Annotated in this window: 23 protein-coding genes; 7 read left to right on the forward strand and 16 right to left on the reverse strand. The window is 71.1% G+C overall.

What is annotated here, in order from left to right; translation table 11 throughout:
- Window positions 1-103: 103 nt before the first annotated feature.
- From HRU81_10995 to HRU81_11005, 3 genes are read right to left on the reverse strand one after another with little or no spacing between them, the layout of a single operon-like run.
- Window positions 104-1,579: a glycosyltransferase family protein gene (locus HRU81_10995; GenBank protein QOJ32590.1), complete on the reverse strand. Its 1,476-nt coding sequence runs from the start codon at window positions 1,577-1,579 to the stop codon at window positions 104-106.
- Between the two features lie 10 nt (window positions 1,580-1,589).
- The gene (locus HRU81_11000; GenBank protein QOJ32591.1) at window positions 1,590-2,360 is read right to left on the reverse strand and encodes a class I SAM-dependent methyltransferase; all 771 of its coding nucleotides are present in this window, start codon (window positions 2,358-2,360) and stop codon (window positions 1,590-1,592) included.
- An 8-nt stretch (window positions 2,361-2,368) separates the two neighbouring features.
- The gene (locus HRU81_11005; protein QOJ32592.1) at window positions 2,369-3,097 is read right to left on the reverse strand and encodes a hypothetical protein; all 729 of its coding nucleotides are present in this window, start codon (window positions 3,095-3,097) and stop codon (window positions 2,369-2,371) included.
- Window positions 3,098-3,264: 167 nt separating this feature from the next.
- Here HRU81_11005 and blaOXA point away from each other — a divergent pair, with 167 nt between their 5' ends.
- Window positions 3,265-4,119, forward strand: coding sequence for a class D beta-lactamase (gene blaOXA / locus HRU81_11010; GenBank protein QOJ32593.1), 855 nt, complete (start codon window positions 3,265-3,267; stop codon window positions 4,117-4,119).
- A 50-nt stretch (window positions 4,120-4,169) separates the two neighbouring features.
- Here the strand turns inward: blaOXA and HRU81_11015 are convergent, their stop codons facing one another.
- From HRU81_11015 to HRU81_11045, 7 genes are all read right to left on the reverse strand, one after another.
- On the reverse strand, window positions 4,170-4,628 hold the full coding sequence (locus tag HRU81_11015; GenBank protein QOJ32594.1) for a hypothetical protein: 459 nt from the start codon (window positions 4,626-4,628) through the stop codon (window positions 4,170-4,172).
- 25 nt (window positions 4,629-4,653) lie between these two features.
- Window positions 4,654-6,447 (reverse strand): sulfatase-like hydrolase/transferase, encoded by a 1,794-nt coding sequence (locus HRU81_11020; protein ID QOJ32595.1) that lies wholly within the window; start codon window positions 6,445-6,447, stop codon window positions 4,654-4,656.
- Window positions 6,448-6,484: 37 nt separating this feature from the next.
- Window positions 6,485-7,168, reverse strand: coding sequence for a TetR/AcrR family transcriptional regulator (locus HRU81_11025; GenBank protein ID QOJ32596.1), 684 nt, complete (start codon window positions 7,166-7,168; stop codon window positions 6,485-6,487).
- Between the two features lie 89 nt (window positions 7,169-7,257).
- Complete coding sequence (locus HRU81_11030) at window positions 7,258-8,535, reverse strand: FAD-binding oxidoreductase (protein QOJ32597.1); 1,278 nt, start codon at window positions 8,533-8,535, stop codon at window positions 7,258-7,260.
- A 20-nt stretch (window positions 8,536-8,555) separates the two neighbouring features.
- Entirely contained in the window at window positions 8,556-9,929 is a 1,374-nt protein-coding gene (locus HRU81_11035) for an aspartate aminotransferase family protein (protein ID QOJ32598.1), read from the reverse strand.
- A gap of 234 nt (window positions 9,930-10,163) precedes the next feature.
- The gene (locus HRU81_11040) at window positions 10,164-11,504 is read right to left on the reverse strand and encodes a glutamine synthetase (protein ID QOJ32599.1); all 1,341 of its coding nucleotides are present in this window, start codon (window positions 11,502-11,504) and stop codon (window positions 10,164-10,166) included.
- A 12-nt stretch (window positions 11,505-11,516) separates the two neighbouring features.
- Window positions 11,517-12,269 carry a gamma-glutamyl-gamma-aminobutyrate hydrolase family protein gene (locus HRU81_11045; GenBank protein ID QOJ32600.1) on the reverse strand — a complete coding sequence of 251 codons (753 nt, stop codon included), beginning with the start codon at window positions 12,267-12,269 and terminating at the stop codon, window positions 11,517-11,519.
- 127 nt (window positions 12,270-12,396) lie between these two features.
- Here HRU81_11045 and HRU81_11050 point away from each other — a divergent pair, with 127 nt between their 5' ends.
- Entirely contained in the window at window positions 12,397-13,293 is an 897-nt protein-coding gene (locus HRU81_11050; protein ID QOJ32601.1) for a hypothetical protein, read from the forward strand.
- 14 nt (window positions 13,294-13,307) lie between these two features.
- On the opposite strand, the gene HRU81_11055 is transcribed toward HRU81_11050, so the two are convergent.
- Window positions 13,308-13,802, reverse strand: a complete 495-nt coding sequence (locus tag HRU81_11055; protein QOJ32602.1) for a GNAT family N-acetyltransferase — start codon at window positions 13,800-13,802, stop codon at window positions 13,308-13,310.
- 168 nt (window positions 13,803-13,970) lie between these two features.
- Between HRU81_11055 and HRU81_11060 the strand changes: the two genes are divergently transcribed.
- The 4 genes from HRU81_11060 to HRU81_11075 are packed head-to-tail and all read left to right on the forward strand — an operon-like array spanning window position 13,971 to window position 16,905.
- Complete coding sequence (locus HRU81_11060) at window positions 13,971-14,522, forward strand: hypothetical protein (GenBank protein ID QOJ32603.1); 552 nt, start codon at window positions 13,971-13,973, stop codon at window positions 14,520-14,522.
- A gap of 18 nt (window positions 14,523-14,540) precedes the next feature.
- On the forward strand, window positions 14,541-15,833 hold the full coding sequence (locus HRU81_11065; GenBank protein ID QOJ32604.1) for a sensor histidine kinase: 1,293 nt from the start codon (window positions 14,541-14,543) through the stop codon (window positions 15,831-15,833).
- 2 nt (window positions 15,834-15,835) lie between these two features.
- Window positions 15,836-16,387, forward strand: coding sequence for a response regulator (locus tag HRU81_11070; GenBank protein QOJ32605.1), 552 nt, complete (start codon window positions 15,836-15,838; stop codon window positions 16,385-16,387).
- A gap of 26 nt (window positions 16,388-16,413) precedes the next feature.
- The gene (locus tag HRU81_11075; GenBank protein ID QOJ32606.1) at window positions 16,414-16,905 is read left to right on the forward strand and encodes a TlpA family protein disulfide reductase; all 492 of its coding nucleotides are present in this window, start codon (window positions 16,414-16,416) and stop codon (window positions 16,903-16,905) included.
- On the opposite strand, the gene HRU81_11080 is transcribed toward HRU81_11075, so the two are convergent.
- Both HRU81_11080 and HRU81_11085 read right to left on the reverse strand, forming a co-directional pair.
- On the reverse strand, window positions 16,883-19,657 hold the full coding sequence (locus tag HRU81_11080) for an HAD-IC family P-type ATPase (protein ID QOJ32607.1): 2,775 nt from the start codon (window positions 19,655-19,657) through the stop codon (window positions 16,883-16,885). The two genes, HRU81_11075 and HRU81_11080, sit on opposite strands and share 23 nt — an antisense overlap.
- Entirely contained in the window at window positions 19,575-20,690 is a 1,116-nt protein-coding gene (locus HRU81_11085) for a cation transporter (protein QOJ32608.1), read from the reverse strand. The genes HRU81_11080 and HRU81_11085 overlap by 83 nt, the downstream gene beginning before the upstream one ends.
- 135 nt (window positions 20,691-20,825) lie before the next feature.
- Between HRU81_11085 and HRU81_11090 the strand changes: the two genes are divergently transcribed.
- Window positions 20,826-22,175 carry a TrpB-like pyridoxal phosphate-dependent enzyme gene (locus tag HRU81_11090; protein ID QOJ32609.1) on the forward strand — a complete coding sequence of 450 codons (1,350 nt, stop codon included), beginning with the start codon at window positions 20,826-20,828 and terminating at the stop codon, window positions 22,173-22,175.
- A 31-nt stretch (window positions 22,176-22,206) separates the two neighbouring features.
- Here HRU81_11090 and HRU81_11095 read toward each other — a convergent pair whose 3' ends face one another.
- Genes HRU81_11095 through HRU81_11105 form a run of 3 tightly spaced genes read right to left on the reverse strand, consistent with a single transcriptional unit; the run spans window position 22,207 to window position 26,946 of the window.
- Window positions 22,207-24,576 (reverse strand): TonB-dependent receptor, encoded by a 2,370-nt coding sequence (locus HRU81_11095; protein QOJ32610.1) that lies wholly within the window; start codon window positions 24,574-24,576, stop codon window positions 22,207-22,209.
- A 29-nt stretch (window positions 24,577-24,605) separates the two neighbouring features.
- Window positions 24,606-25,808, reverse strand: coding sequence for a hydrolase (locus tag HRU81_11100; GenBank protein ID QOJ32611.1), 1,203 nt, complete (start codon window positions 25,806-25,808; stop codon window positions 24,606-24,608).
- The gene (locus HRU81_11105) at window positions 25,801-26,946 is read right to left on the reverse strand and encodes a hypothetical protein (GenBank protein QOJ32612.1); all 1,146 of its coding nucleotides are present in this window, start codon (window positions 26,944-26,946) and stop codon (window positions 25,801-25,803) included. The genes HRU81_11100 and HRU81_11105 overlap by 8 nt, the downstream gene beginning before the upstream one ends.
- Between the last annotated feature and the right edge of the window lie 9 nt (window positions 26,947-26,955).

Raw genomic sequence — 26,955 nt, forward strand, 5'->3', positions numbered from 1 at the left:
TCCCGCTTGCGACAACAGATGTGACGCCGCGACCAGTGCCAGACCTGGTCCTGATCGCGCACGGGCTCCCCCGGGTCGAGTTCGTGTTGCAGTCTAGCGCCATTCACCCCTGACCGGAACCGATGCCATCTGCACTGGCCCGCTTCACCCGCTCCACCACGCTCGCCCAATCTCCCGCCACCGGCTGGCGGAACAGCCGCATGCCGGGATACCAGGGGCTGTCGTCGCGGTCGAGCAGCCAGCGGTAATCGGGCGCGTGGGGCAGCAGCAGCCACACGGGCCGGCCCATGGCGCCGGCGAGATGGGCGATGGCGGTGTCCACGGTGATGACGAGATCGAGCGCGGCGATGAGCCCGGCGGTGTCGGCGAGCGTGTCGAGGGCGGCGGCGTGGTCGACGAGGCGGCCGTCGGCGCGCAGCGCGGCTACGTCGCCGGGGCGGTATTCCTTCTGCAGTGAATGGAACTCGGCATCGCAGCCGAGCAGCGGCGCGAGGCGCGCGAACGGCAGGCTGCGGTTGCGGTCGTTGCGGTGCGCGCTGGAGCCGGCCCAGGCGAGGCCGATGCGCCGGCGCCTCGCCGGGCCGAGCCGGGCCTGCCAGGCCTGGCGCGCGGCCTCCGGCGCATGGAGGTAGGGCACGGTGGCGGGGATGGTCTCCAGCAGCGTGCCGAAGGCCAGCGGCAGCGACATGCAGGGGCAGTGCAGGTCGAAATGCGGCAGCGGCGCGCCCTCCTCCAGTACGGCGGCGACGCCCGGCACGGTGGCCGCGAGGCCGGCGAGCGTCGCCGGCATGCGCAGCAGCACCCGCGCACCCTGCGCGGCGAGCAGCGGCACGTAACGCAGCATCTGCAGGGTGTCGCCGAGGCCCTGCTCGTGGTGCACGAGGATCGTGCGTCCCGCCAGGGTGGGCGTGCCGAGCCACAGCGGCTGGCTCCAGCCTGGTTCAGCGGCCTGTCGTCCGGAGACGCGCCAGCGCCACTCGTTCTGCTTCCAGCCCGCGGCGAAATCGCCCTTGAGGAGCAGCGCGTAGGCCAGGTTCCACTGCGCGCCGGCATGATCCGGACGCAACGCCAGTGCCCGCTGATGCGCCTCGATGGCCTCGTCGGGACGGCCGGCGGCCTGCAGCGCCGCGCCGAGGTTGTCGTGCGCGTCGGCGTAGTCCGGGCGCAGCGCCAGCGCCTGGCGATAGGCGGCGATGGCGCCGGCGGCATCGCCCAGCGCCTGCAGCACGTTGCCGACGTTGTTGTGCGCCTCGGGCAGGCCCGGCTGCAGCGCGATGGCGCGGCGGAAGGCAACGAGCGCCGCGGCGAGGTCACCGCGCGCCTCGTGGCAGGAGCCGAGGTTGTTGTGGAAGGCCGCCTGCTTCGGCGCGATGCGGATCGCCTTGCCGATCAGCTCCACCGCCACCTCGTGCCGGCCCGCCTGATGCGCGAGCACGCCGAGCATGTGCAGGGCATCGGGCTGCCGCGGGAAATGCGCGAGGACCTGCCGGTACGCCGCCTCCGCCTCGGCCAGCCGCCCCGCCTGGTGGTGCGCGAGGCCTGCCTGGTACAGGCGCGCCGGTTCGGGCTTGCCGGGCATGGCGACGGCTTCAGGCCTGGCCGAGCAGCGGCCGCGCCCAGGCGGGGAATTCGCCGCGCCAGAACAGGTGCAGCAGGCCCTGGGCGCTGGCGCAGCTGAAGCCGTGGCGGCGCGCGAGGGCGCCAAGGCTGCGGCTGGAGAACAGGCTGATGTGGCCGTTGCGCGGCGCCGCGTACCACCAGGAAGGCGGCTGGCCCGGGCTGAGCTCGCCGTCGGAGACCAGCGTGCTGAACATCAGCAGACCGTCGGGGGCCAGCAGCGCCGCGATGTCATGCACCAGGCCGTGGGGATCGGCGACATGCTCGAACACCTCGAAGCAGGTGATGAACGGGAAGCGGCCGAGGCTGGCCGGGTCGATGCCGTGGTCCACGAATGGATCGTAGGACTGCGAGGACCAGCCGGCCTCGCGCAGCAGCCGGCTGAGCGTGCCGTCGCCGCCGCCGTAGTCGAGGTGGTGCAGGCCCCTGGCCCGCGGGCCGAAGGCGCTGCCGAGGTAGAGGGCGTTGTCGCGGGCGCGCGCGCCGGTCCAGTCCGGATCGACGAGCGTGTACTGCCCGTTGTAGATCTCGCGCCGGAAGTCCCCGGGCGTCCAGCTGGCGAACGCCGGCGCGAAGGCATGGCCGCAGGCCGTGCACAGGCGGTATTCGACGAGGCGCCCGCTCGCCGGCAGGCGCAGGCCGCGGCGCTCCTCGCAGTTCTTGCTGAAATCCACACTCCCCAGCAGCGCGGATGCGCTGGCGCACACCGGGCAGGCGGGCGCGGGGACGGCAGCAGTCTCCACGCCCGGCCTCAGAGCCTGGCCCGCGGCTTCACCGTGATGGTGATCCAGCCGTCTTCCTGCCAGGGCGTTACCTCGAAGTCCACGCCGAGCTGCTCGGCCTGCCGCCTCAGGCGCGGCACGGTGTAGATCTCGTGGATCTCCCGCTCGGTCAGTGTGTGCTGGCCGAGCTGGCGTGTCATGCGCAGCACCGTGCCGTAGGGTGACCTGTAGCTCACCTGGTGCGGGCCGCGCCGGACCTCCTCCACCAGCTGGTAGAAGCAGGCGGTGCGCTCGGTGACCGCCATCAGTGCGATGTCGATGTCGCCGCTCTCCGCCACCCGCCGGCCGTTGGCCTTGAGCATCGGCATCTCGGTGCGCAGGTCATGATCGATCATCTCCTCGATCATGCCGTGGTCCCTGGCGAACTGGATATAGTTCAGCGTCATCTTCACCAGTGCGTCGTTGGTCTCGTGCTGGTAGGGCGAGTCCACGTTGAGCGTGCGGATCACCGTGGCGACACCCTGGCCGAGCTGCTGCTCGCGGCCGGTGAAATCGAGTTCCCTCGCCGGCTTCGGCGCGACGTCCAGGATGGCCTTCGCCACCGCCTTGCCGAGCTCCGCCTCGTGGCCTTCGAAACCGCTCCAGGAACCGCGCGGGTGGAAGCCGGGCCCGGCAAAGGGGCTGGCCTCGCGGGCCGCCCAGGCGGTGGCACCGAGGGCGCAACAGGCGAGCAGGGCGAAGGCGCTGCGGTATTGCATGACGGTTCTCCGGTGAAGGGCCAGCGGAAAGCAGGCCGTCGAAGCTAGCAGCCGCAGGGCCGCCGCCACAAGGGCCGGCAGCGCGCAGGGAGGCGAAGCGGGGTCGTCGGGGACGCCGCCTTCGGTATTTCGCTTATTCTTCACGGCATCGAAACAGGGAAACCCGCATGACACCGCTGAAGCCGTTGAACGAGGCCGCGACACGCTTCCTGCTGCCGTGCCTGCTGGCCATCGCTTTCGCGCTTCTTCCCGTCCGCACCATGGCATCCGGGGAGTCCGGCACGCTCGAATGCACCCTCATCGCGGATGCCGCCACCGGCAGCATCCTCTACAGGAGTGGTGAATGCGGCCGGCGGGTGTCTCCCTGCTCTTCTTTCAAGATCGCCCTGGCCATCATGGGGTTCGACAGCGGCATCCTGCTGTCGCCGACGGCGCCCACCTGGAAACTGAAGCCGGAATACCACCCCTCGCCGAGGGAACTGGCCTACAAGGAGGTCTATCCCGCACTCTGGGAGCGTGACTCGGTCGTGTGGTTCTCGCAGCAACTGACCACCCGGCTGGGAGAAGCGCGATTTGCGCAATACGTCAGGAAGTTCGCCTACGGCAACCAGGACATCGCAGGTGATCCGGACAAGCATGACGGCCTGACCCGGTCGTGGCTGATGTCATCGCTGGCCATCTCCCCCGAGGAGCAGGTGCAGTTCCTGCGGCGCTTCCTTACGCACCAGCTGCCCCTATCTGCACAGACCTACGACAGGGTGCTGGCCACCATCCCGCAGTACCAGGCAGCCGGAGGGTGGCTGGTGCATGGCAAGAGCGGCAGCGGCTGGCTGCGCGGCGACGATGGCCTGGAAGACGAAAACCGGCCCCAGGGCTGGTTCGTGGGCTGGGCAGACAAGGAGGGCCGGCAGATCGTGTTTGCCCGCCTGAAGATCGACGGCGTGAAGTCCGACGTGCCCGGCGGAACCCGTGCGCGAGAGTGGGTTCTGGGGGAACTGGACGGCTTGCTGGCCGGGAAATGACCCATGCTGCCCGGGGTCACCAACAAGGTGACCGACACCTTTGACACCCCTCAGGGCATCAGCCTCCGTTCCTCCAGCCACTCGCGCGCATCCTGCGCATCCTGCGCGAACCACGCCGCCGCCGAACCGAGGCGGAAGGTATAGCCCCAGGCATCCATGTCGGCGCACATGCGCTCGCGGCCCATGCCGGGGATGGCATCGGCCAGCAGGATCTGCAGGTAGCACACGGCGTTTTCCTCGGGGATGTCGCCACCCGCATCGCGGTCGAGCCGCTGCCGGCGCGCCTCGTCCATGCAGATGAAATGCGCGGCCTCGTGCAGCGCCGAATGCACCGGCGTATCGGCGCGGACGTACAGCCGCTGCCCCTGCAGCCCGGCCTCGGGCTCGCCCCAGTAGCTGCCGGGGATCGGCGCTCCCGGCGGCACCTCGACGATCTCCATGCCCCGGGGGCGGAGCAGGGATCGCAGCGCGTCGATGCCGGTGTCGGCGACGGTCAGGACGTCGGGCATGGCTGCTTCGGCATCGGCTGCCACATCAGGGCGCCATGGTTTCCGGGGTGACCTCCCAGCCGGCTTCGGCACCTCCCGGCAGCATCTGGCCGTTGTCCTCGCCGACCTCCTCGTCGATGAGCCGGTTGAGCTTCCGGTTCATCGCCATGAGCAGCTCGCCGTTGCGCCGGCGGTCCATGGCGAGGTTCACCATCTGCAGCGGATCGGCCTGCAGGTCGTACAGCTCGACGTCGTTGACCCGGAACAGCGCCTCCATGGTTTCCGGCCGGTTGTGCTGCTTTGGCGAGAAGTAGCGCGCGTACACGTGGCGCCCGTCGTACACCGAGCGCACGGCACCACGCTTGCCGAAGTCCGGGACGATGCCTGCCGCCTTCAGTGCCTTGGGATCCCCGCCCTGCTTGATGTACTGGACCGCCTTCCAGAGGAAGTCCCCGTCGAGGTAGGCGAACATGTTGTAGTTGAACAGCGCACCGTCCCTGAGCGCATCGACCGGCGCCTGCTGCGGACTGGCCAGCAGCCCGGAGAAGTCCCGGCCCCGCAGGGCGCGGGTGATCTGCGCGCGGCGCGATTCTTCGACGCCCGTCATGGCCACCAGCGTCGGGGCGATGTCCAGGTGCGTGGTGACGGCCTGGCAGCTGCCGCCGCCACGCCGGGCCGGATGCACGACCACCAGCGGCACGTTGTTCTGCTCGCGATAGGAGACGGCGCCCTTCGCGTGCAGCTTGTGCGCGCCGTCCATGTCGCCATGGTCGGAGGTCAGGATGATGATCGTGCGCTGCGCGAGGCCGGAGGCGTCCAGCTCCGCCAGCACCGTCGACAGGTTGCGATCCACGTCGCGCAGGCAGTTCAGGTAGTAATTGTGGCGGCGCCGCCAGCGCGACGGCTCGTCGGGGATCGAGCCCACCAGGGCATCGTGCGAGCGCAGGAAGTCGTGGTGCGCGCGCGGGCGGCCGGACGCATCGATGGCCTGGTCGTGGTTGGACGGCAGCTCGAACTGCCATTGCCGGGCATAGAGCGGATCGTCCGGTTCGCGCACCACGTCGGTCAGGCCGCTCGCGGCCTGCACGGTGGAGCCCGGGCCATCGGTGTCGTAGAACATGACGTCGTGCGGGTTGACCAGGTTCACCGCGAGGAACCAGGGCTTGCCCTGGCCCGCCAGCTCCCGGCCCCTGCCGCGCAGCCAGCTGCCGGCCATCGCGGCGATGACCCCGTCGTGCAGGTAGCCGCCCTGGTGGTGGGCGATGATGTCGCCGACCCCGACGTAGTCCGAGAAGCCGTATGCCTCCATCTCCGCGGTGAAGATGCGGGTCGGGCTGCCGAGCTTGTTGACGGTCTCGAACTCCTTGGTCAGGTGCCACTTGCCCTTGTAGGCCGTGTAGTAGCCGGCATCGCGCAGCATGTGGCCGATGGTCGGCAGGCTGGTCGACATGCTGTCGATCCACGGGAAATTGGTGTTGTCGAACATCCGCGTGTGCTGGATGTGCTGGCCGGTGTACAGCACCGAGCGCGACGGCGTGCAGACGCAGGAGCTGATGCTGTGGTTGGTGAACGTCGTGCCCTGCTTCACCAGCCGCTCGTGCGCGGGCAGGCTGAAGCCATCCGGCAGCTCGCCCCGCCTGAAGAACCGCTCCTGGTCCGTCAGCAGGAACAGGATGTTGTACGGCGGGCCGGCTGCACCGGGCTGCGCTGCGCCGCCCGCGGCTTCACCCGCTGCCGTGGCCGCCAGCCCGCCCGTGGTGCCGAGCGCGGCCGTGACCGCGCCGGCGCCGGCGAGGAACTCCCGGCGATTGAAGGTTCCCGCTGAATCCTGCTGTGTCATGGTGTTCTCCGCATGTTGTGTGTGCCCGCAGGCCGCCTCAGCCCAATGTCCGCGACGGTCGCCGCATCGCCGGCAGCGGCCTGGCCAGCGCGGCGCGGATCGCCGCTTCCCGCATGCCCAGCCCGCGCAGGATCATGGCGACGAGGCCGTCGACATCGGGCCGCCCGCGTCGCCCGAGCAGCCGCCCCATGCCCTCGAGGGTGGCGCCGACCACGAAGTCGCGCGCCAGCGGGATGCTGTCGAAGGAGAACTGGCCGCCGCGCAGGCCCGCGCGCAGGTCGCGCGTCAGCTCCTTCTCCACCAGTGCGCCGCGGTAGCGGCTGCGGAAGATGAAGGCGCACCAGGCGCGGTCCGAGCGCGCCTTGAGCAGCCACAGCCGCAGCCCGGTCGCCACCCGCAGGCCCGGGTCCGTCAGCGGCGCCATCGCCTGGACGATGGAGACGATCAGGTCGTCCTCGAGCCACCTGGCCGTGGCGTCGAAGAGCTCCGCGGTGCTGCGGTAGTAGTTGTAGAAGGTGCCGCGCGCGATGCCGGTGGCGCTGATGAAATCGTCGATGACCGGCGCGACGGGGCCCTTCGCGGCGAAGACATGCAGCGCACTCTCGAGGATGCGCTCCCGGGTTCTTTCCCGGCGCTGCCGGGCCACGCGCGTGCGGTGGTCCGCCGCGCGCCGCGCCACGGGCTGCTTGCCGGGCCTTGCAGTGGCCTTCCTGGCGGGCATCGCCACCCTCTCCGTCCATTCGCCAGGGAATCTAGCAAGCTCTCGTCAGAATGACAATCCTGTCAGTACGAGAAACCGGTCGCGGCGGCTCACAGGCGGTCGCGCAGCGCGTAATACGCCATGCCCAGCGCCAGCAGCGGCCGGCGCAGCAGCCGGCCGCCCGGCCAGGCGGGCGCGGGCAGGCCGGCCATGACATCGAAGCGCCCGGCCTGCCCGGCGACCGCCTCGGCGATCAGCCGGCCGGCCAGGGTGGCGATGCCGATGCCGTGGCCGGAGTAGCCCTGGGCGAAGAACACGTTGGGCGGCAGCCGGCCGAAATGCGGCAGCCGGGTGCGGCTGATGCCGACGGCGCCGCCCCAGGCATGGTCGATGGCGACGTCGGCGAGCTGCGGGAACACCCGCAGCAGCCGCGGGCGCAGCCGCGCGGCGATGTCCCGCGGCAGGCTCCTGCCATAGCTCTCGCCACCGCCGAAGAGCAGGCGGTGGTCGGCGGTGAGGCGGAAGTAATCGACCACGAAACGGCTGTCATGGACGCAAACCTCGTCGCGGATCAGCGCGCGGGCGCGCGCCTCGCCGAGCGGCGCGGTCGCCAGCATGAAGCTGTCGATGGGCAGGACGCGGCTGGCGATGCGCGGCTCGAGGCGTCCTAGATGGGCATCGCAGCCGAGCACCAGGTGGCGCGCGCGCACGCTGCCGGCCGCGGTGCGCACGATGACGGGATCACTGCGCGTGTAGCCGAGGACCGCCGAGTGCTCGTGGATGCGCACGCCGGCGGCCTCGCAGGCCCGCGCCAGGCCCAGCGCATAGTTCAGCGGGTGCAGGTGCAGGGCGCCGCGGTCGAGCAGGCCGCCATGGTAGATGCGGCTGGCGAGCATCGCCGGCAGCCCGGCGGCCGGGACGTAGCTCGCCTGGTCGTAGCCATAGTCGCGTGCCAGCCGGTCGGCTTGTTCGCGCAGCGCCACCGCCTGCGAGGGCTTCGCCGCCACGATGAGCTGGCCGCTGCGCAGCCCGCAGTCGATGGCGTGCCGCGCGACGCGCTCGCGCACGCAGGCCTTGGCCTCCTCGGCAAGCTCCCAGAGCCGGCGCGCGGCATCGCGGCCGAAACCGGCCTCGAGTTCCGCCTGCCCGAGGCGCTGCCCGCTGCCCACCTGGCCACCGTTGCGGCCGGAGGCACCCCAGCCGATGCGCCGTGCCTCCAGCAGCACCACCGAGTGCCCGCGTTCGGCGAGATGCAGCGCGGCCGAGAGGCCGGTGTAGCCGCCACCGATGACGCAGGCATCGGCCACGCCGTCGCCGGCGAGCGCCGGCCGCTCGCGGATGCCGCGGGCGGTCTCCAGGTACCAGGAAGGCGGGTAGCCCGCGGTCATGCCCTGCGCCCGCGCCGGCCTCAGGCGCCCGGGCGCAGGCGGCGGGCGACGCGGTCGAGCGTGCGCCGCGCCTTGTCCACCATCTCGTCCACCTGGGCCTCGCTGATGACCAGCGGCGGCGCGACGATCAGCGAGTCGCGCACATGGCGCATGACCAGGCCGAGATCCACGCTGGTGTCGCGGCAGGTCTCGCCGACCCGCAGCGCCGGCGGAAAGCGCGCCCGCGTGGCCGGGTCGGCCACCAGTTCGATCGCGCCCAGCAGGCCGACGGAGCGGGCCTCGCCCACCAGCGGATGCGTGGCCAGCGACTGCCAGCGGCTGGCGAAGTACGGCGCGATGCGCTCGCGCACCCGCTCGACGATGCCCTCCTCGTGCATGACCTGCAGCGCGGCGATGGCCACGGCACAGGCCACCGGGTTGCCGGAATGGGTGAAGCCGTGGAAGAACTCCCCGCCGCCGTCCACCAGCGCATCGGCGACCCGGTCGCCCACCAGCACGCCCCCCAGCGGCAGGTAGCCGCCATTCACCGCCTTGGCGAAGATCACCAGGTCCGGCTCGATGGCGTAGTGCTGCGAGGCGAACCATTCGCCGAGGCGGCCGAAGCCGGTGATGACTTCGTCGGCCACCAGCAGGATGTCGTACTGGTCGCAGATGCGCTGGATCTCCGGCCAGTAGGTATCCGGCGGGATGATGACGCCGCCGGCGCCCTGCACCGGCTCGCCGATGAACGCCGCGACCCGGTCGGCGCCGAGCTCGAGGATCTTCGCTTCCAGCTCGCCCGCGACCTTCAGGCCGAACTCGTCCGGGTGCAGGCCGCCGCCCTCCTCGAACCAGTAGGGCTGGCCGATGTGCGCGATGCCCGGGATGGGCAGGTCGCCCTGCGCCTGCTGCGCGGGCATGCCGCCGAGGCTCATGCCGCCGATGGTGCTGCCGTGGTAGGCGTTGCGGCGGCTGATGAGGGTCTTGCGCTCCGGCTGGCCCTGGATATCCCAGTAGCGGCGCACCATGCGGATCACGGTGTCGTTCGCCTCGGACCCCGAGTTCGTATAGAAGACGCGGCTGAACCCCGGCGGCGCGACATCGGCCAGCAGCGCCGCCAGCTCGATGGCGGGCGGGTGGCTGCACTGGAAGAAGCTGTTGTAGTAGGGCAGCGTTTCCAGCTGCCGGGTCGCGGCCTCGATGAGCTCGCGCCGCCCGTAGCCGAGGCTGACGCACCAGAGGCCGGACATGGCGTCGAGGATCTGCCGGCCCTCGGTGTCGTAGATGTAGACGCCTTCGCCGCGGGTGATGACCCGCGTGCCGCGCTCGGCGATCTGCCGGGGGTCGCTGAAGGGGTGCAGGTAGTGCTGGCGGTCCAGTTCCTGCAGTTCGGCCAGGCTGTGTTCAGTGCTCATGGCTCGGACCTCGGTGGCGGCCCTTGCGGCCCGGGGGCACGAAGCCGCTCCCCGATACCCGCCTTGTTCGTGACCCAGGGCCTCCGGGCTGTTCAACGCTCGTGTCCCTGCATTCTGCCTCAATGTGCTCCACGGCCGTGGAAGCGCCCGGAGGCGGGGGCTTCCGAACCAGGCGAGTATCGGGGAGCGACTTCGGAAGCGCCCGCCGCAAGGGCGCCAGGCGACGTCAGGGAGTCACACATTGAGCAGCAAAAACTCCCGCTCCCAGGGGCTGATCACCTGGAAGAAGCGCTCCTGCTCCTCGCGCTTGATGGCGGCGTAGACCTGCACGAAGCGCTCGCCGAGCAGGGCGCGCATCGGCGCGCTGCCCTCGAGCAGGTCCAGCGACTCGTTCAGCATGCGCGGCAGGGCGAACGGCAGCCGGTAGGCGTTGCCGGTCTCCGGCGCGCTGGGCTCCAGCTGCTCGCGCAGGCCCAGGTACCCGCAGGCCAGCGAGGCGGCGATGGCGAGGTAGGGGTTGACGTCGGCGCCGGCGACACGGTTCTCCACGCGCCGGTCCTGCGGGCCGGTTTCCGGCACCCTCAGGCCGACGGTGCGGTTGTCGTAGCCCCATTGCAGGTTGATCGGCGCGGCCATGTAGCGCGTGAAGCGGCGGTAGGAATTCACGTATGGCGCCAGCAGCAGCGCCACCTGCGGCAGGTAGCGCTGCAGCCCGCCGATGAAGTGGCGGAACCGCGGGCTCTCGCTGCCGTCGGCGAGCGAGAAGACGTTGGCGCCATCCGCGCCGGCGACCAGGCTCAGGTGCCAGTGCATGGAACTGCCGGGCTCGTTCTGCATCGGCTTGGCCATGAAGGTGGCGTAGACCTCGTGGCGCATGGCGGCCTCGCGCACGATGCGCTTGAAGAGGAACACCTGGTCGGAGAGCGCCAGCGCGTCCCCGTGCACGAAATTGACCTCGAGCTGCGCGGTGCCCTCCTCGTGCACGAGGTTGTCCACCTGCATGCCCATGGCCTCGCTGTAGTCGTAGACATCCTCGATCAGCGGCTCGAACTCGTCGATGGCGTCGAGGCTGTAGGGCTGGCGCACGGTCTCGGCGCGGCCGGAGCGGCCGGTGGGCGGCGCCAGCGGGTAGTCCGGGTCGGTGTTGCGCTTGACGAGGTAGAACTCGATCTCCGGCGCCACCACCGGGCGCAGGCCCTCGGCACGATAGAGGTCCAGCACCTTGCGCAGCAGCTGGCGCGGAGCGATGTCCACCGGCGTGCCGTCCATGAAGAAGCAGTCGTGGATGACCACGGCGGTGGGATCGTTGGCCCAGGGCACCAGCCGCAGCGTGGCGAGGTCCGGCACCGCCAGCATGTCGCGGTCGGTGGGCGAGAGCACGGTCTCCTCGGGATGCTCGCCGGTCACGGTCTGGATGAACACGGACTCGGGCAGGCGCATGCCGCCCTGGGCGGCGAAGGTCCTGGCGGGCATGAACTTGCCGCGCGCGATGCCCGCCTGGTCGGGGATGATCGCCTCGACCTCGGAGATCTTGTGCGCGGTGAGCCAGTCGGTGAGTTGCTGCCGGTTGCCCATGGGGTCCCGCCTTCAGGCCATGGCACGGCGCCTTGCGGCGTCGCCGAAGGCCCCGAACATCGCCAGCGACAGCGCGTTGCCGCGCAGCTGCCACTCCGGATGCCACTGCACCGCGAGCGTGAAGCCCGGCGCGGCACGCACCACGAAGGCCTCGACCAGCCCGTCCGGCGCCAGCGCCTCGACGGCCAGCGCATCGGCCAGCCGGTCGACGCCCTGCGAGTGCACCGAATTCACGCGCAGGCCGTCACGGCCGCCGAGCCGCTCGAGCAGGCCGCCGGCGGTGAAGCGCAGCTCGTGGCTGGGCGCGTACTGCTCCTCCAGCGGCCGGCCGGCATCCTCGCGGTGGCGCACGAAGCCGGGCAGCTCGTGCACCGCCTGGTGCAGCGTGCCGCCGAAGGCCACGTTCATCTCCTGGAAGCCGCGGCAGATGGCCATGAGCGGCAACCCCGCCGCGACCGCGGCCGGAATCAGCGCCAGCGCCGCGGCGTCGCGCTCGGCGTCATTCAGGGTGCCGGGGCTGCTGGCCGTTCCCTGGTAGCGCCAGGGCTCGACATTGGACGGGCTGCCGGTGAGCAGCAGGCCATCGAGGTGTTCGAGCGCCTCGCGGATGTCGAAGTCGCCTGCCAGCACCGGCAGCGACACGGGGAAGCCGCCCGCGCCGTGCAACACGGCATCGAGGTACTTCTCGCCGACCAGGTGGAACGGGTGGTGGCCCAGCACCCGCCGGTCCGAGATGACGCCGATGAGGGGGCGCCTGCTACGCATGCGGCTACGTTGCCAGAGGGGCGGATGGCCCGCCACTCCCCCGCCCGGGCGCCAGCGTTGGTGCTAGGATGCGGCCGGCCCGGCCCCTGTGCCTCGCCGCGGCGCGCAGCGAGGAATCCCGCATCGCATGGTTGCCTACCTGATCCGCCACTGGCGTGGCGAGCTGCCGCTGTGGGTGGCCTGGTGGCTGAACGGCGTCGGCCTGACGGCGCTGTCGCTGGCGCTGGAGGGAAACCTCGGCGCGCTCGGCCTCGACCGCGGGCTGGATTCGCGGGCCGGGGTGGCGCTGTTCGTCGCCGCGGGTGTCGTGCTCCTGCTGCTGGTGCCGGCCTGGCAGGTCATCGGCATCTTCCGCGCCGCGGACCGCCACGCCGCCGAGGTGGGCACGCCGCTGGCGGCCTATGTCACGCAGGGGCTGGCCACGGTCCTCACCATCCTGCTGGCGCTGCGCTTCGTCATGTTCGCCGGGGAGGGCTATTCCGGCCTGAGGCTGGCGTTCCCCATCACCGGCTGGCACTACCAGGTCAGCGTCAGCGGCCGGCTGCTGGAAGTGCGCGGCAGCATCACCTTCGGCCTGGCCGATGCCGTGCAGGCCGCGCTCGCCGCCAACCCGCAGGTGCGCCGGGTGCGGCTCAACAGCGGCGGCGGCTCGCTCAGCGAGGCGCAGAAGCTGCGCGGGATCATCATCGCCCACGACCTGGACACCGACAGCACCAGGGGTTGCTCCAGCGCCTGCGTGTCGGCCTACATCGGTGGCCACCAGCGGCTCCTGCGCAGCAGTGCGCGCATCGGCCTGCACCTGCCCCGCAACCCGGGCTACGGCCTGCGCGGCCCGCTGTCGCCCGCCTATGCCGCCGAGCTCGGCTACTTCGCCAGCCGTGGCGTGCCGCCCTGGTTCCTGCAGCGCTGGATCGCCAGCGGCCGGCAGTTCTGGTACCCGACGCCGCTGCAGCTCTGGCAGGCCGGCATCGTGCAGGCGTTCTACGGGCCGCCGCGTCCGGGCGAGGCGCTGCTCTTTCTCTGAACGGGACGGGCGCCTCAGCCAGGCTGGTCGATGCGCAGCACGCGCAGGTCGCGCGTCATGCGCACGGCGTCCTCGATGCGGTCGTAGTATCCCGGCAGCAGGTCCACCTCGGTGTAGCCCAGCGCCTGGTAGAAGCCGCGCGCCGCGGTGTTCGTGGCGCGCACCTCGAGGCTGACCTCGAAGGTACCGGCGGTGCGCGCGGACTCCTCCAGCCAGCGCACCAGGCGCGTGCCGAGGCCGGCGCGGCGGCAGCGCGGTTCCACGGCGAGCAGGTTGAGGTGGGCGGCTTCGTCGCCGAAGCCCATGATGGCGAAGCCGGTGACTTCCTCGCCACGGCGGGCGGTGAGCACCACGCTGTCCGGATCGTGCACATGGCGCGACACGCGCCGCGAGGTCCATGCCCAGGTCGGCAGGCCCGCCTCCACCAGACGGCGCGACATCAGTGCGATGGGCACCGCATCCAGCGACCGGGCCAGCGTCAGGCTGTCGATGTTCGGTGGTGCGTCCAATTTCAAATGCTCTTTTTCGCTCGCCGCGGCCTTCACCCCGGACCGTCGCAGCGCGCGCTGCCGCGGTCCGGATCCGACTGTACACCGTGCGGGCCCGCGCTTGCACGGGGATGGACATAAGCTTCGCGGCCGGCGCAGCGACGGCGTGGCCGCGCTAGAATCCGCCGCATGGACACACCGCGATTCCCGCCCGCCACCCGGATGCGGGCCTGGCATGCCGCGCTGGCCATCGCGGCCGGCGCACTCCTCACCCTCGCGGCGTTCGGGCCCGGGGCCGCGCGCGCCGACGAGGATCCCCTGGCACGCATCCGCGGTCTCGCCGGCACCTGGCTCGCGGTGGATGCCAGCGGCCGGCCCACCGACCAGGTGGCGAGCGTGTTCCGGGTGACCGCCAACGGGCACAGCGTCGAGGAAGTCATGTTCCCCGGCACGGACCACGAGATGGTCAACATGTACTACCGCGATGTCGACGAGGTGCACATGACTCACTACTGCGCCGGCGGCAACCAGCCGGTGCTGCGCCTGGTCCCCGGCAGGGAGCCCGGCGTGCTGGAGCTGCAGTTCCTGGACATCAGCAACATGGTGACCATGAACGACGAGCACATGCACGAGGCCCGCTACCAGTGGCTGGGCGAGGACCGGCTGCGGATCGAGTGGCGCACCTTCAGGGACGGCCGCTTCCTCGACGCCAGCCGCATCGAGATGCTGCGGCGCAAGTAGCAGCGGGAGGCCACGACGATGACCGACGGCCACGGCAATCCGCATCCGCCACAACCGCATTCGGCGCTGAACCTGCGCCGGCTGATCTGGCTGCGCACCATCGCCATACCCGGCGCCGCCGTGGTGCTGCTGCTGGCAAGCCACTTCTACAATCTGCAGATCCAGATGCGCCCGCTGCTGGGCATCATCGTCGTGCTGGCGCTGGTCAACTTCTGGACCTGGCGGCGGCTGCAGCAGGGCGGCAGCATCCCGGACGGCGAGTTCTTCCTGCAGATGCTGGTGGATGTCAGCGCGCTGACCGGGATGCTCTACTACGGTGGCGGCTCCAGCAATCCCTTCGCCTATTTCTTCCTGCTGCCGCTGGCCATCAGCGCCACGGTGCTGCCGCGGCGCTACACCTGGCCCATGGCGGCCATCATCGCCGCCTGCTACACCTTCCTGCTGTTCTACCGCGTGCCGCTGCTGCCGTTCTCCCAGCCGCGCGAAGGCCCGACCTTCATGGTGCACATCGTCGGCATGTGGCTGGGCTTCGTGCTGAGCGCCGGGCTCATCGCCCACTTCGTGGTGAGCATGGGCGAATCGCTGCGCGGGCAGGAGCGCGACCTCGCCGAGGCCCGCGAGCGTGCGCTGCGCGACGAGCGCGTGGTCGCCGTGGCGACGCTGGCGGCGGGCGCGGCCCACGAGCTCTCCACACCGCTCGCCACCATGGCGCTGGTGACCAGCGAACTGGCCGAGGAGTACCCGCGGGAGCGCCACCCGCAGCTGCACGACAACCTGCAGCTGCTGCGCGGCCAGATCCGCAAGTGCAAGGATGCGCTCTCGGTGATCTCGGCGGCGGCCGGCGTGCGCCGCGCCGAGGCGGCCCGCGCCATGGCGGTGGATGCCTTCGTCGGCCAGACGGTGGCGGAAGTGCGCCAGCTGCGCCCCGGCGCGGCCATCACCGTGAGCAGCGAGGGCCCGCGGCCGGCGCCGCGCATCCTCGTCGAGCGCACGCTCTCGCAGGCGCTGCTCAACGTGCTGCACAACGCGGTGGATGTTTCGCCGGCCGACGTGCGCGTGAACTGCGCCTGGGATGGCGAACAGGTGCGCATCGCCGTGCAGGACCACGGGCCGGGCATCAGCCTGCAGTCCCTGCACCCGGGCGAGGAGCCGGGCCAGTCCACCAAGGAAAGCGGCCTGGGGCTCGGGCTGTTCCTCACCCACACCGCGCTCAGCCACCTCGGCGGCGACATCAGCTTCAGCGACGCACCCGGCGGTGGCGCGCGCGTGACGGTCAACCTGCCGCTGGCGCGGCTGCAGACGGGAGCCTGACGATGACGGCGACGGGCGATGGTGCCACCTTCCTGGTGGTGGACGACGACGACATCTTCTGCAGCGTGCTGGCGCGGGCCCTGGAGCGGCGTGGCTTCGATGTCGCGGCGGCGCGCACGGTGACCGAGGCGCAGCAGCTGATTGCACGCCGCCGGCCGGAGTTGGCGGTGATCGACCTGCGCATCGGCAACGACTCCGGGCTGACGCTGGTGCGTCAGCTGTCGGAGCTCACGCCGCCGGCGCGCTCGGTGGTGCTGACCGGCTATGGCAGCATCGCCACCGCGGTGGAGGCCATCAAGCTCGGCGCCCTGCATTACCTGACGAAGCCGGTGGAAGTGGACGAGATCCTCGCGGCCCTCCAGGACGAGCGCCAGGCGGCTGCCGGCGCCGAGGCCGCCGCGCCGAAGCCGCTGTCGGTGCGCCGCGCGGAGTGGGAGCACATACAGCGCGTGCTCTCCAACCACGGCGGCAACATCTCGGCGGCGGCCCGCGCGCTCGGCATCCACCGCCGCACCCTGCAGCGCAAGCTGCGCAAGCGCCCGGTGCGCAGCTGAACCGCCGCCACGATGCGGGCCCGGCCGTGATCTCGCGGCGCGCCTGCCTCGCGCTGCCGCTGCTCCTCGCCGCCGCGCCGGCCGGCGCGCACCACGTGCAGTTCGAGGTGCTGCGGCCCGGGGACTTCGCCGCGCGCGTGGCGGCCCGCAGCGGCAAGGCATTCCTGCTGGTGCTCTGGTCGCTGGCCTGCGAGCCCTGCCGGCCGGATCTCGAGCTGCTGCGCGAGCTGCGCCGCCGGCATCCGGCGATGCCGCTGGCGCTGCTGTCCACCGACGGCGTGGCCCTGCAGGAAGCGGCCGGCAAGGTGCTGCTCGCCCACGGCCTCGAGCACGAAGCCAACTGGATCATGGTGAACCGCAACAACCGCGCCCTGCGCGAGGAGATCGACCCCGCCTGGGACGGCGCGGTGCCGCGCGCATATTTCTATGATGCCTCGGGCCGGCGCGAGGCGCTCGCCGGCCCGCTCGACCGCCGGCGCCTGGAAGCCTGGCTCGCTAGTCTCGAACCCGCTGCCTGAGCCCGCGCCGCCGCCACAGCGCCTTGTGGATCTCCATGGCGACGACGATGCTGGAAGCCACCGCCAGCAGTCCGGCCCAGGCCTGCAGCGGCAGCGGCGCCGTGTGCAGCACTTCGCGCCCGATCGGCGAATACATCATCGCCAGGTGCAGCAGCAGGGCACCGGCGGCTCCCGCCAGCAGCACCGGGCTGCGCGCCAGCGGCATCGAGAAGGCCGATGCAGTCTCCGAACGGCAGTTGAGCAGGTGCAGGTTCTCGAACAGGACCATGAGCAGCAGCAGCGCATTGCGCGCCGCGTCGAGGCTCCAGCCGGCATCCAGCAGGCCATGGAACACGGCAAAACCCGCGAGGCCCATGACCAGGGCCGCCACGGCCGACTGGCGGATCATCAGGGCGTCGAAGATGCCCTCGCCCGGGGGCCGCGGCGGCCTGCCGAGGATGCCGGGCTCGCCGCGCTCGAAACCCAGTGCCATATCCTGGATGCCATTGGTGGCGAGGTTCAGCCACAGCAGCTGCACCGGTGTCAGCGGCAGCGGCGCACCGGTGGCGACCGCGAGCGCCACGAACAGCACTTCGGCGGCGCCGGTGGACACCAGCAGGTAGATGACCTTGCGGATGTTGGCGTAGGCGATGCGCCCCTCCTCGATGCCGGCGGTGATGGTGGCGTAGTGATCATCGGTGATGACCAGCTCCGCCGCCTCGCGCGCCACGTCGGTGCCACCGCGGCCCATGGCAACGCCGATGTCCGCCGCGCGCAGCGCCGGGGCGTCGTTGACGCCATCGCCGGTCACCGCGACACAGTGCCCCGCGGCCTGCGCGGCCTGCACGATGGCGAGCTTCTCCTCCGGTGCCACCCGCGCGAACACCCGCGCCCGCGCCATCAGCGCCGGCAAACCCTCGGGCCCTGCGGCGGCCAGCTCCGCGCCGGTCACGACCTCACTGGCCCCGGTGGCCAGGCCGAGGTCGCGGGCGATGGCCAGCGCCGTCACCGGGTGATCGCCCGTGACCATGATGGTGCGCACCCCGGCGCCCGCCGCGACGCGGATGGCCTCGGTCACACCCGGTCGCGGCGGATCGATCATGCCGACGACGCCGAGCAGGCGCAGGCCGGCCGGCGCCGCCGGTGGCAGCACCGTCCCGGCCGGCAGCATGCCGGCAGCGACCGCCAGCACCCGCTGCCCGCGCCGTGCCATGGCCTCCGCGGCCGCCAGCAGGCTGGCTGCCGCCCCGGGATCGGCGCACATCGCGGCGACGCGCTCCGGCGCGCCCTTCACCAGCAGCTCGGCTTGCGGACCCGCGGCATGCAGCGTGGCCGCATAGCGCGCCTCGGGCTCGAAGGGCGTGCTCCCCAGCTGGGGTTGCGCCTGCAGCGCGGCCTCGCGCTGCAGGCCGAGCTTCCCCGCGAAGGCGAGCAGCGCCACGTCCGTCGGGTCGCCGTGCCAGGCCCAGGCGCCATTGCGCCGTGACAGCTGCCCCTCGTTGCACAGGGCGACGGCGCGGGCCAGTTCGAGCAGTGCCGCGTGTCGCCGCTCGCCGGCGCCTTCCGCCGTCGCATCGTGGCGGCGCACCTCGCCCTCGGGCGCGAAGCCTTCGCCGGAGACGCTGAAGCAGCTGCCATCGGCCAGCACCGCCTCACGGACGGTGATCTCGTTGCAGGTCAGGGTGCCGGTCTTGTCGCTGGCGATGAGCGTGCAACTGCCCAGCCCCTCCACGGCGGCGAGCCGGCGCACGATGACCCCGCGCTGCGCCATGCGCCGGGTGCAGACGGCGAGCACCACGGTGAGCGCCACCGGCAGGCCCTCCGGGATCGCCGACACCGCCAGCGCGATGGCGAAGATCGCCATCTCCACGCCGCCGTAGCCCCGCAGCAGCACGCCGAGGCCCGCCACCGCCAGGGCGGCGATGACGACCGCCGCGCCGATCCGCCCGCTGAACGCCGACAGGCGCTGCATCAGCGGCGGCTCGCCGGGCGGCGTGCCCATCACCGCCAGCGCCAGCCGGCCGACGGCCGTGGCGCTCCCGGTGGCGACCACCACGGCGCGGGCGCGACCGCGAACGACCAGCGTGCCGGCATGCGCAAGGTTGCGCCGCTCGGCGAGCGGCGTGGCCTCGGCACCGGTCCAGTCCGCGGACTTGGCCACCGGCAGCGATTCACCGGTCAGCAGCGACTCGTCGATCTCCAGGCCCTGCGTCGCCAGCAGGCGCGCGTCGGCAGGCACGCGCGCGCCCGGCTCCAGCTCGATGACATCGCCCGCGACCAGCTGCTCGGCGGGGATGCCGAGCGCCTCGCCGGCCCGCACGACGATCGCCCGCAGCTGCAGCAGCTGCTGCAGGGCCCGGCTGCTGCGGTCCGCGCGCGCCTCCTGGACCGCGCCGAGCACCGCATTGATCAGCAATGCGGCGAGGATGAACAGCGCATCCTTGACGGCGCCGGTGGCCAGCGCCAGGCCGGCCGCGCCCAGCAGCAGGTAGATCAGCGGGCTGCGGAACTGCCGCAGGAGGATGGCAGCGGGCGTCGGCGCGGGAGTCCGCGGCAGGCGGTTGGGGCCGGCAGCGGCAAGGCGCCGCGCGGCTTCGTCGGGCGCAAGACCGGACGCCTCGGCATCCAGACGCCGCAGCACCGCTTCAGCCGGCAGCGTGTGCCAGGGTCGTGCTGCCGCCGACGGCGCCTCAGGAACGATCGTGCGAGTGATGTCTTCCGCCGTGGGAATGGCCGTGCCCGCCCTGATCGCCGCGATGACCGCCGGCGTCATGATAGCCGGGCGCATTGCGCATGCCAGCCGCCGCCGACGCCGCCGCGGCTTCCGCATAGGCGAGCCGCAGCGAGCCGAGCGCCGGCAGGTGGGCGAGCGCCGCCTCGCGCACCCGGGCGGCGAGCGCCGCGGCATCGCGCACCGGGAGATCGGGATCGACGATCAGGTCGGCTTCCGCGTGCAGGCGATGACCGACCCAGCGGGCGCGCAGGTTGGCGAGGCCGCGCACGCCCGGGACATGGCTGGCGACATGTTCGAGCTCGCCGAGCACCTCCGGCTCCACGCCGTCGAGCATGCGCGAGAACACCGCGCGCGCCGACTGCCAGACGATGCCGAAGATCATCACTGTGATCAGCAGGCCGATGACGGGATCCGCCAGCGGAAAACCGAGCCAGACGCCGAGCGCGCCGAGCACCACGGCGAGGCTCGTCAGCCCGTCCACGCGCGCGTGGTAGCCGTCGGCGATCAGCGCCGCGCTCTGGATCTCGCGGCCGACGCGGATGCGGAACGCGGCCACCATCTCGTTGCCGAGGAAACCGACGATTCCCGCCGCCGCCACCACGCCCGGCCAGGCGATCGGCCGCGGCTCGAGCAGCCGCTCGATGGCCTGGTAGCCGGCGAGCAGTGCGCTGGCGAGGATCAGCGCCACCACCGCCACCCCGGCCAGGTCCTCCGCCCGGCCATAGCCATAGGTGAAACGCGCGGTCGGCTGGCGCCGGGCCAGCCAGAAGGCGAAGTAGAGCGGGACGGCGGTGGCCGCATCGCCGATGTTGTGGATGGTGTCGGCGAGCAGGGCCACGCTGCCGGAGAGCGCCACCACCGCCATCTGCAGCAGCGCGGTGAGCAGCAGCCCGGCGAAGGACCACTTCACCGCCCACATGCCGCGCCCGGTGCTGGCGATGCCGGGGTCGACGATCCCGTGGACATGGCCACCCGGGTGTCCGTGATCCTGCCCGTGATCGTCCGCATGCCCGTGCCCGTGCTCGTGGGCCTGGGCAGCGAATCCGAGCCAGTCCAGCAGGCGCTTGATCATCGGCGGCGGGGGTCCGTTGGCATCCGGGAACAGTGTACTCAACTCCGCCGGCAGTGGCCGCTACACTGCGTCACCCGGACAGAGTTGAGTACACTGTCTCCCCCCTGTCCTCCCTGGATTCCCCGAGCAACCGCCATGACCAGCAAGTTCCTCCTGCCCGAAACCGAGCTGCCCACCCACTGGTACAACGTGGTGGCCGACCTGCCGGCGCCGCCGCCGCCACCGCTGGGGCCGGATGGCAAGCCGGTGGGGCTGGAGGCACTGGCCGCGATCTTTCCGCCGGCGCTGATCGAGCAGGAGGTCTCGGCCGAACGCTGGATCGCCATCCCCGAGCCGATCCGCGAGATCTACCGGCTGTGGCGTCCGACACCGCTGCACCGCGCCCATCGCCTCGAGCAGGCGCTGAAGACGCCGGCGAGGATCTATTACAAGAACGAGTCCGTCAGCCCGGCGGGCTCGCACAAGCCGAACACCTCCATCCCGCAGGCCTGGTACAACCGGGAGGCGGGCATCCGCCGCCTCACCACCGAGACCGGCGCCGGCCAGTGGGGCTGCTCGCTGGCGCTGGCCGGCCAGCTGCTGGGGCTGGAGGTGCGGGTCTACATGGTGCGGGTGAGCTACGAGCAGAAGCCCTACCGCCGCTCGCTGATGCAGACCTGGGGCGCGGAGGTCTTCGCCAGCCCCACGACGCTCACCAACGCCGGCCGCCAGACGCTGGAGAAGCATCCCGACACCCCGGGCTCGCTCGGCATCGCCATCTCCGAGGCGGTCGAGGAAGCCGCGGGCCGCGCCGACACCAACTACGCGCTGGGCTCGGTGCTCAACCACGTCATGCACCACCAGACCGTCATCGGCCAGGAGGCGAAGAAGCAGATGGCGCTCGCCGGCGACTACCCCGATGCCGTCTTCGGCTGCTGCGGCGGCGGCTCGAACTTCGCCGGCATCGCCTTCCCCTTCTTCGCCGACAAGGCGACGGGCAAGGCCGTGCGCCTGGTGGCGGTGGAACCCACCTCCTGCCCGACGCTCACCAAGGGCGTGTACGCCTACGACTACGGCGATGCCACCGGCCTGACGCCGCTATTGAAGATGCACACACTCGGCCATGACTTCGTGCCGCCCGGCATCCACGCCGGCGGCCTGCGCTACCACGGCGCCTCGCCGCTGGTGAGCCAGCTGGTCGACGCGGGGCTGGTGGAAGCGGTGGCCATCCCGCAGCTCGAGACCTTCGAGGCCGGCGTGCTCTTCGCCCGCACCGAGGGCATCGTCCCCGCGCCGGAGTCCACCCATGCCATCGCCGCCACCATCCGCGAGGCCAGGGCCTGCGCGAAGAGCGGCCAGCCGCAGGTGCTGCTGGTCAACCTCTCCGGCCACGGCCACTTCGACATGAGTTCCTACGACCGCTACTTCTCCGGCAGCCTGCAGAACTACGACTACCCCGCCGAGGCCATCACCGAGTCGCTGCAGCACCTGCCGAAGGTCGGCTGAGCGCCAGCCGGCGACAGGCAGGGCGTGCTCCCTACCGGGAGCTGCCGAAGTTGAAGCGCGCGCCCACGCCCGCCCAGCGCGGCGCGCCGTAGGCGATCTGATTGAAGCCGAACAGGCCGGTGAAGTCGAAGGTGTAGGCCTTGTACTCTTCCTCGAAGGCGTTGTTCACGTAGGCGTAGAGCTCCCAGGCGCGGTCGCCGCTGGTGTAGGAACCGCGGAAGTTGACCAGCGTGTAGCCGTTCTCCTTCGAGACCGGGTGGTTCTGGATGTCGTACCAGATGTCCTCGTGGTAGCTGCCCGCGGCCTGCAGCGCCAGCGTGCCGCCGAGGGCCGGCCATTCGTAGCGCACCAGGGCATCGAGGCTGAGGTCGGGGGCGCCGACCATCTCGCGCTCGCGTACCGCATCGCCGGTGATGGTCGGGATGTCGTCCGCGGTGGCGTGCAGCAGGCCCAGGCCCGCCTGCAGCGTCAGGCCCTCGATCGGCCGGCTGTCGATCTCCAGCTCCGCGCCATACACCTCGGCGTCGGTGTTGAAGATGACCTGGTTGAGGATCAGCCACTGGAAGGTCTGGAAGTCCTTGTAGTCGTAGTAGAACACCGAGGCGTTCAGCCGCGTTGTGGAGGACAGCACCGTGGACTTCACGCCGAGCTCGTAGGCATCCAGCGTCTCGGTGCCGAAGGGCACGCTGTCGATCGGGTTGTTGCCGAAGATCTGCGTCTGGTCGAGGAAGCCGTTGTTGAAGCCGGCCGACTTCTTGCCGCGCGAGATCGAGCCGTAGAGCAGCACGTCGTCGCTGGCCTTCCAGTTGAGCTGCAGGCGACCGGTGAGGTAGCTGTCGTCATGCTTCGCCAGGCTGCCCACCGAGGCGCTGTTGAACAGCATGAGGTAGTCGGCTGTCGGCCGCGACGGGCTGATGGGAGTGGGATCCGGGTTGGTGCAGGGCGGCGCCGGCGTCGTCGAGCAGAAGGCGACGATGCCCGAGCTGTCGGTGTTGCTGTAGTCGAGGTCCTTGTCCTCGCTGGTCCAGCGCAGGCCGGCGATCACGGTCCAGTCCGCCGCGAGGTCGTACTCGACCTGGCCGAACAGGTCCCAGGATTCGGTGTCCTGCCGGTAGTTGGCGTCCATGTCGACGAAGCCGATGGCATCCGTGTTCAGGGTGTAGTGACCGCCCACCTTGTTGTCGAAGTAGTACACGCCAGCCAGCCAGCGCAGCTTGTCGGCCGAACCGGCCAGACGGAACTCCTGCGAGAAGGTGTCGGTGTCGGCGCCGAAGCTCGGCGCGATGAAGGAGCGGATCTCCGGCGGCGGGATCGGCCCGGGGTTGTAGGGGGGCATGAGGAACGGGTTCATGTCCGAGTCCTCCTGCTGCAGGCGGTCCACCGTCGTGTAGGCGGTGATGGAGGTGAAGTCCATGCCGCCGATGCGCCAGTCGAGGTTGGCCTGCAGGCCCTTGTTCTGCACCCGCACCCGGCCCGGGCGGTCGTAGTCGCCGCGCCAGGGGTCGCCATCGCTGTCGACATAGCCGAAGGCGTCGCAGCCCGGGCAGCTGCCCCAGAAGTCCTCGTCCGCGGGCAGCGGCAGGCTGCTGTTGCCATCGGCGCTGGGCTTGGTCGACTGGTGCTGCCAGGCGCCCACGGCCGCGGAGTTGCGCGAGTAGTTGCCGCTGAGCAGGACGCTGAGGTCGTCGCTGGGCTGGAACAGCAGCTGCAGGCGCGCGGCGCCGGCATCCGAGCTGTTGTAGTCCTGCACGTCCGGCGTGCGGTTCCTGGTGTAGCCGTCGTAGTTGTCGAAGCCGGCCGAGAAGCGGGCCGAGACGCCCGCGCCCAGCGCGCCGCCGATGGCGCCCTCGCCCTTGAACTCGTCGTGCGAGCCGTAGGACAGGTCGGCGTAGGCGTCGAAGGCCTCGCTCGGCCGTTTGGTGACGTAGTGGATCACGCCGCCGGTGGAGTTGCGGCCGAACAGCGCGCCCTGCGGGCCGCGCAGCACCTCGATGCGCTCGATGTCGAAGAGCTGCAGCGCCAGGCCGCCCATGGCCGGCTTGTAGACGTCGTCGACGTAGACCGCGACCGGGTTCTCCTGGGCATCGGCGAAGTCGTTGAGGCCGACGCCGCGCAGGAAGAAGTTGATCTGGCTCGAGGCCGCCTGGGGCGTGGTGTAGCTGAGGTTGGGCGTCATGTTGGCGACGTCCACCGTGTTGGTGAAGCCGAGGTTGCGGACTTCCTCGGCACCGAAGGCGCTGACGGAGATGCCGACATCCTGCAGGTTCTGCTCGCGCCGCTGCGCGGTGACGATGATCTCCTCGATGCCACCGCCCTCGGCCGCCCGTGCCGTGCCGGCCATCGCGGTCCACGCCGCCATGACGGCGGCCCCCAGCGCGAGCGCTGCTGTCCTGTTCCCCATCTGCCTTCCCCCTGCTCGTTTGGCCTGTGTCAGTCTTCCGGGCCGGTGAGCCACGGCCCCCAGAGCCGTTGCTTCACTTCCTCCCAGGTGTCGGTGTCATCGCCCGCCGGCTGGTAGCGGCAACCCGGATGCACGTAGGCCGGCCGCGTCCAGGTGCCGCGCTCCACGAGGCGGCGGATGTTGGCGCGGTAGATCTCGTCGACCACGGCGTGCGGCTTCGGGTCATCGTGCAGCCAGAGGTTCTTCGGGTGGATCGGCTGCTCGTACATGCGCCGGAAGAGCTCCACCCGCAGGTCCTTCAGCCAGTTGTTGTTGAGGCTCATGGCGCGGAAGTTGCGCAGCGCCTCGATGTCCACGGTGGCGGCGACGATGGTGTTGCTGGTGCCGGCGCTGTAGGACACCACCTGGCCGCGGTAGTCGACGATGTGCGCGCTGCCGCCGGCGATGTCCACCGGGTGCTTCGAGCTGGCGCCGAGGTACACCGGGCCCGCGTTCGGGCAGAGCATGTAGACCGAGTTGAACTCGGCATGGCCCTGGTTCTGGATCATCCAGGTGCCGCCGCCCGGATAGCCCGCGGTGGTCATCGGCGTGGCCTCGCTCGGCCGGTAGACCACCTCGGCACCGTTGAAGGCCAGCGCGCGAACCGCCTCCGGGTACTCGCCGTCGCTGCAGCAGATGGTGCCGATGTTGCCGATGTCCTGCGTCTTCAGCACCGGGTAGAAGGCCTCGATGCCGTCGCCGAAGAGCTCGACCCAGCGGTCGTAGACATCGTGCGGCGTGCAGGAATGCTCGCGGCACCAGAGGTGGTTCTTCGCCGCCTTGTGCACCACCTCGCCGCTCGGCGCGATGACGAACAGCGTGTTGAAGTAGCGGTCCGGCATCACCTCGGGCCAGCGCGCCTTGCACTGGCCGATGATGTAGGTGCCGTAGAGCCTGGCCAGGCGGCCGAGCCGCGTGGTCTCCTCGCCCGGCACCTCGATGAACAGCTCGCGCGCCGCCATGGTGTGGGAGAGGTCGAAGATCTCGTCGGTGAAGCCGGTGAGCGCGCCCTCGGCGAGCGCGATGATCTTCACCGGCATGTTGATGTTGACCATGGAGACCGCGGCGTGGATCGCCTCCTCGATGGTGTCGAGGTTGTGGCGGATCTGGGAGCGCTCGCAGATGCCGTAGATGACCGTGGAGAGGCCGACGGCGAGGTAGGGTGCGACGGGCTTTGGCGCAGGCTCAGGCATCGGAGGGGGATGTTACAGGCGCGCTGCCGCGATACACAATAAAGAGGAAGGCCAGCGTGCCGAGCGCGCAGAGCAGCGCGGCCATCCGCATCACCCCGCCGTATTCGTTGCCCTCGCCAATCAGCGCCCCGGCGAGCGCCGGGCCGATGGCGCCGCCGAGCCCCTGGGCGCCGGTCATCATCACGAGGAAGCGCCCGCCGGTATCGAGCTGCGCCACCGCGCCCATCTGGTAGGACACGGCGACGATGAACAGCGCCTGGTAGACGCCGGTGGCGAGGAAATAGGTGACCGAGCCGAAGGCGCCCATGAGCGCGAACAGCGCCGCGCACTGGCCGACGAGCACCATCAGCAGCGGCCAGCCGCGCCCGTAGCGGTCGCTGGCCCAGGCGGCGGCCAGCGCCCCGGCGATGGCGGTGACCTGCGAGATGCCGAGCGCCAGGCCGATGGTCGCGGCGGGCAGCTGCGCCGCCTGGCCGATGCGCTCGACGAAGGCCCAGAAGCCGAAGACGTTGGCGAAGAAGGCCACGCTGGCGACCAGCCCGAGCCAGATCAGCGCGGTACCGCCGGTGGCCGCAGCAGCGCCGGCGACAGGGGCGCCGATGTCGCGGCCGTGTGCGGGAAAGCGGCGCAGCGTCGCCAGCATCACCAGCGACGCGGCGGCGAGCAGCGCGTAGAGCGCACCCACCCCGCCCTGCGCCAGCAGCAGGGGCGCGGCGAAGAAGGCCGCCAGCATCAGCGCGCCCTGCACCGCCTGGGCGAAGCCGAAGGCGCGATCCGGCTCGCGCTCGTCGCCGAGCGCCGCCACCGTCACCGCGAACACGCAGCCGCCGGCGAAGCCGCTGAGGAAGCGCAGCGCCAGCAGCGGCGCGTAGCCTTCGACACCGGCGCTGACCGCGTTGAGCGCGGCATAGGCGAGGAACGACGCGAGCAGCGCGCGGGTCCAGGAGACGGCGCGGATCCACAGCGCGGCGAGCACCGAGGCGACGACCAGGCCGAAGCCCTCCATGGCGGCGATGTTGCCGGCCTGCTGCTCGCTGTAGCCGTAGCCATCCACCAGGCCGCCGACGATCATCGGCATCAGGATCATGGCGGCCGGCCCCAGCGCGTAGACCGCGCAGACCAGCAGTGTCCTCGCCATGCCGGCCCG

This window comes from Gammaproteobacteria bacterium, from assembly GCA_015709695.1.
Classification (GTDB): Bacteria; Pseudomonadota; Gammaproteobacteria; order Steroidobacterales.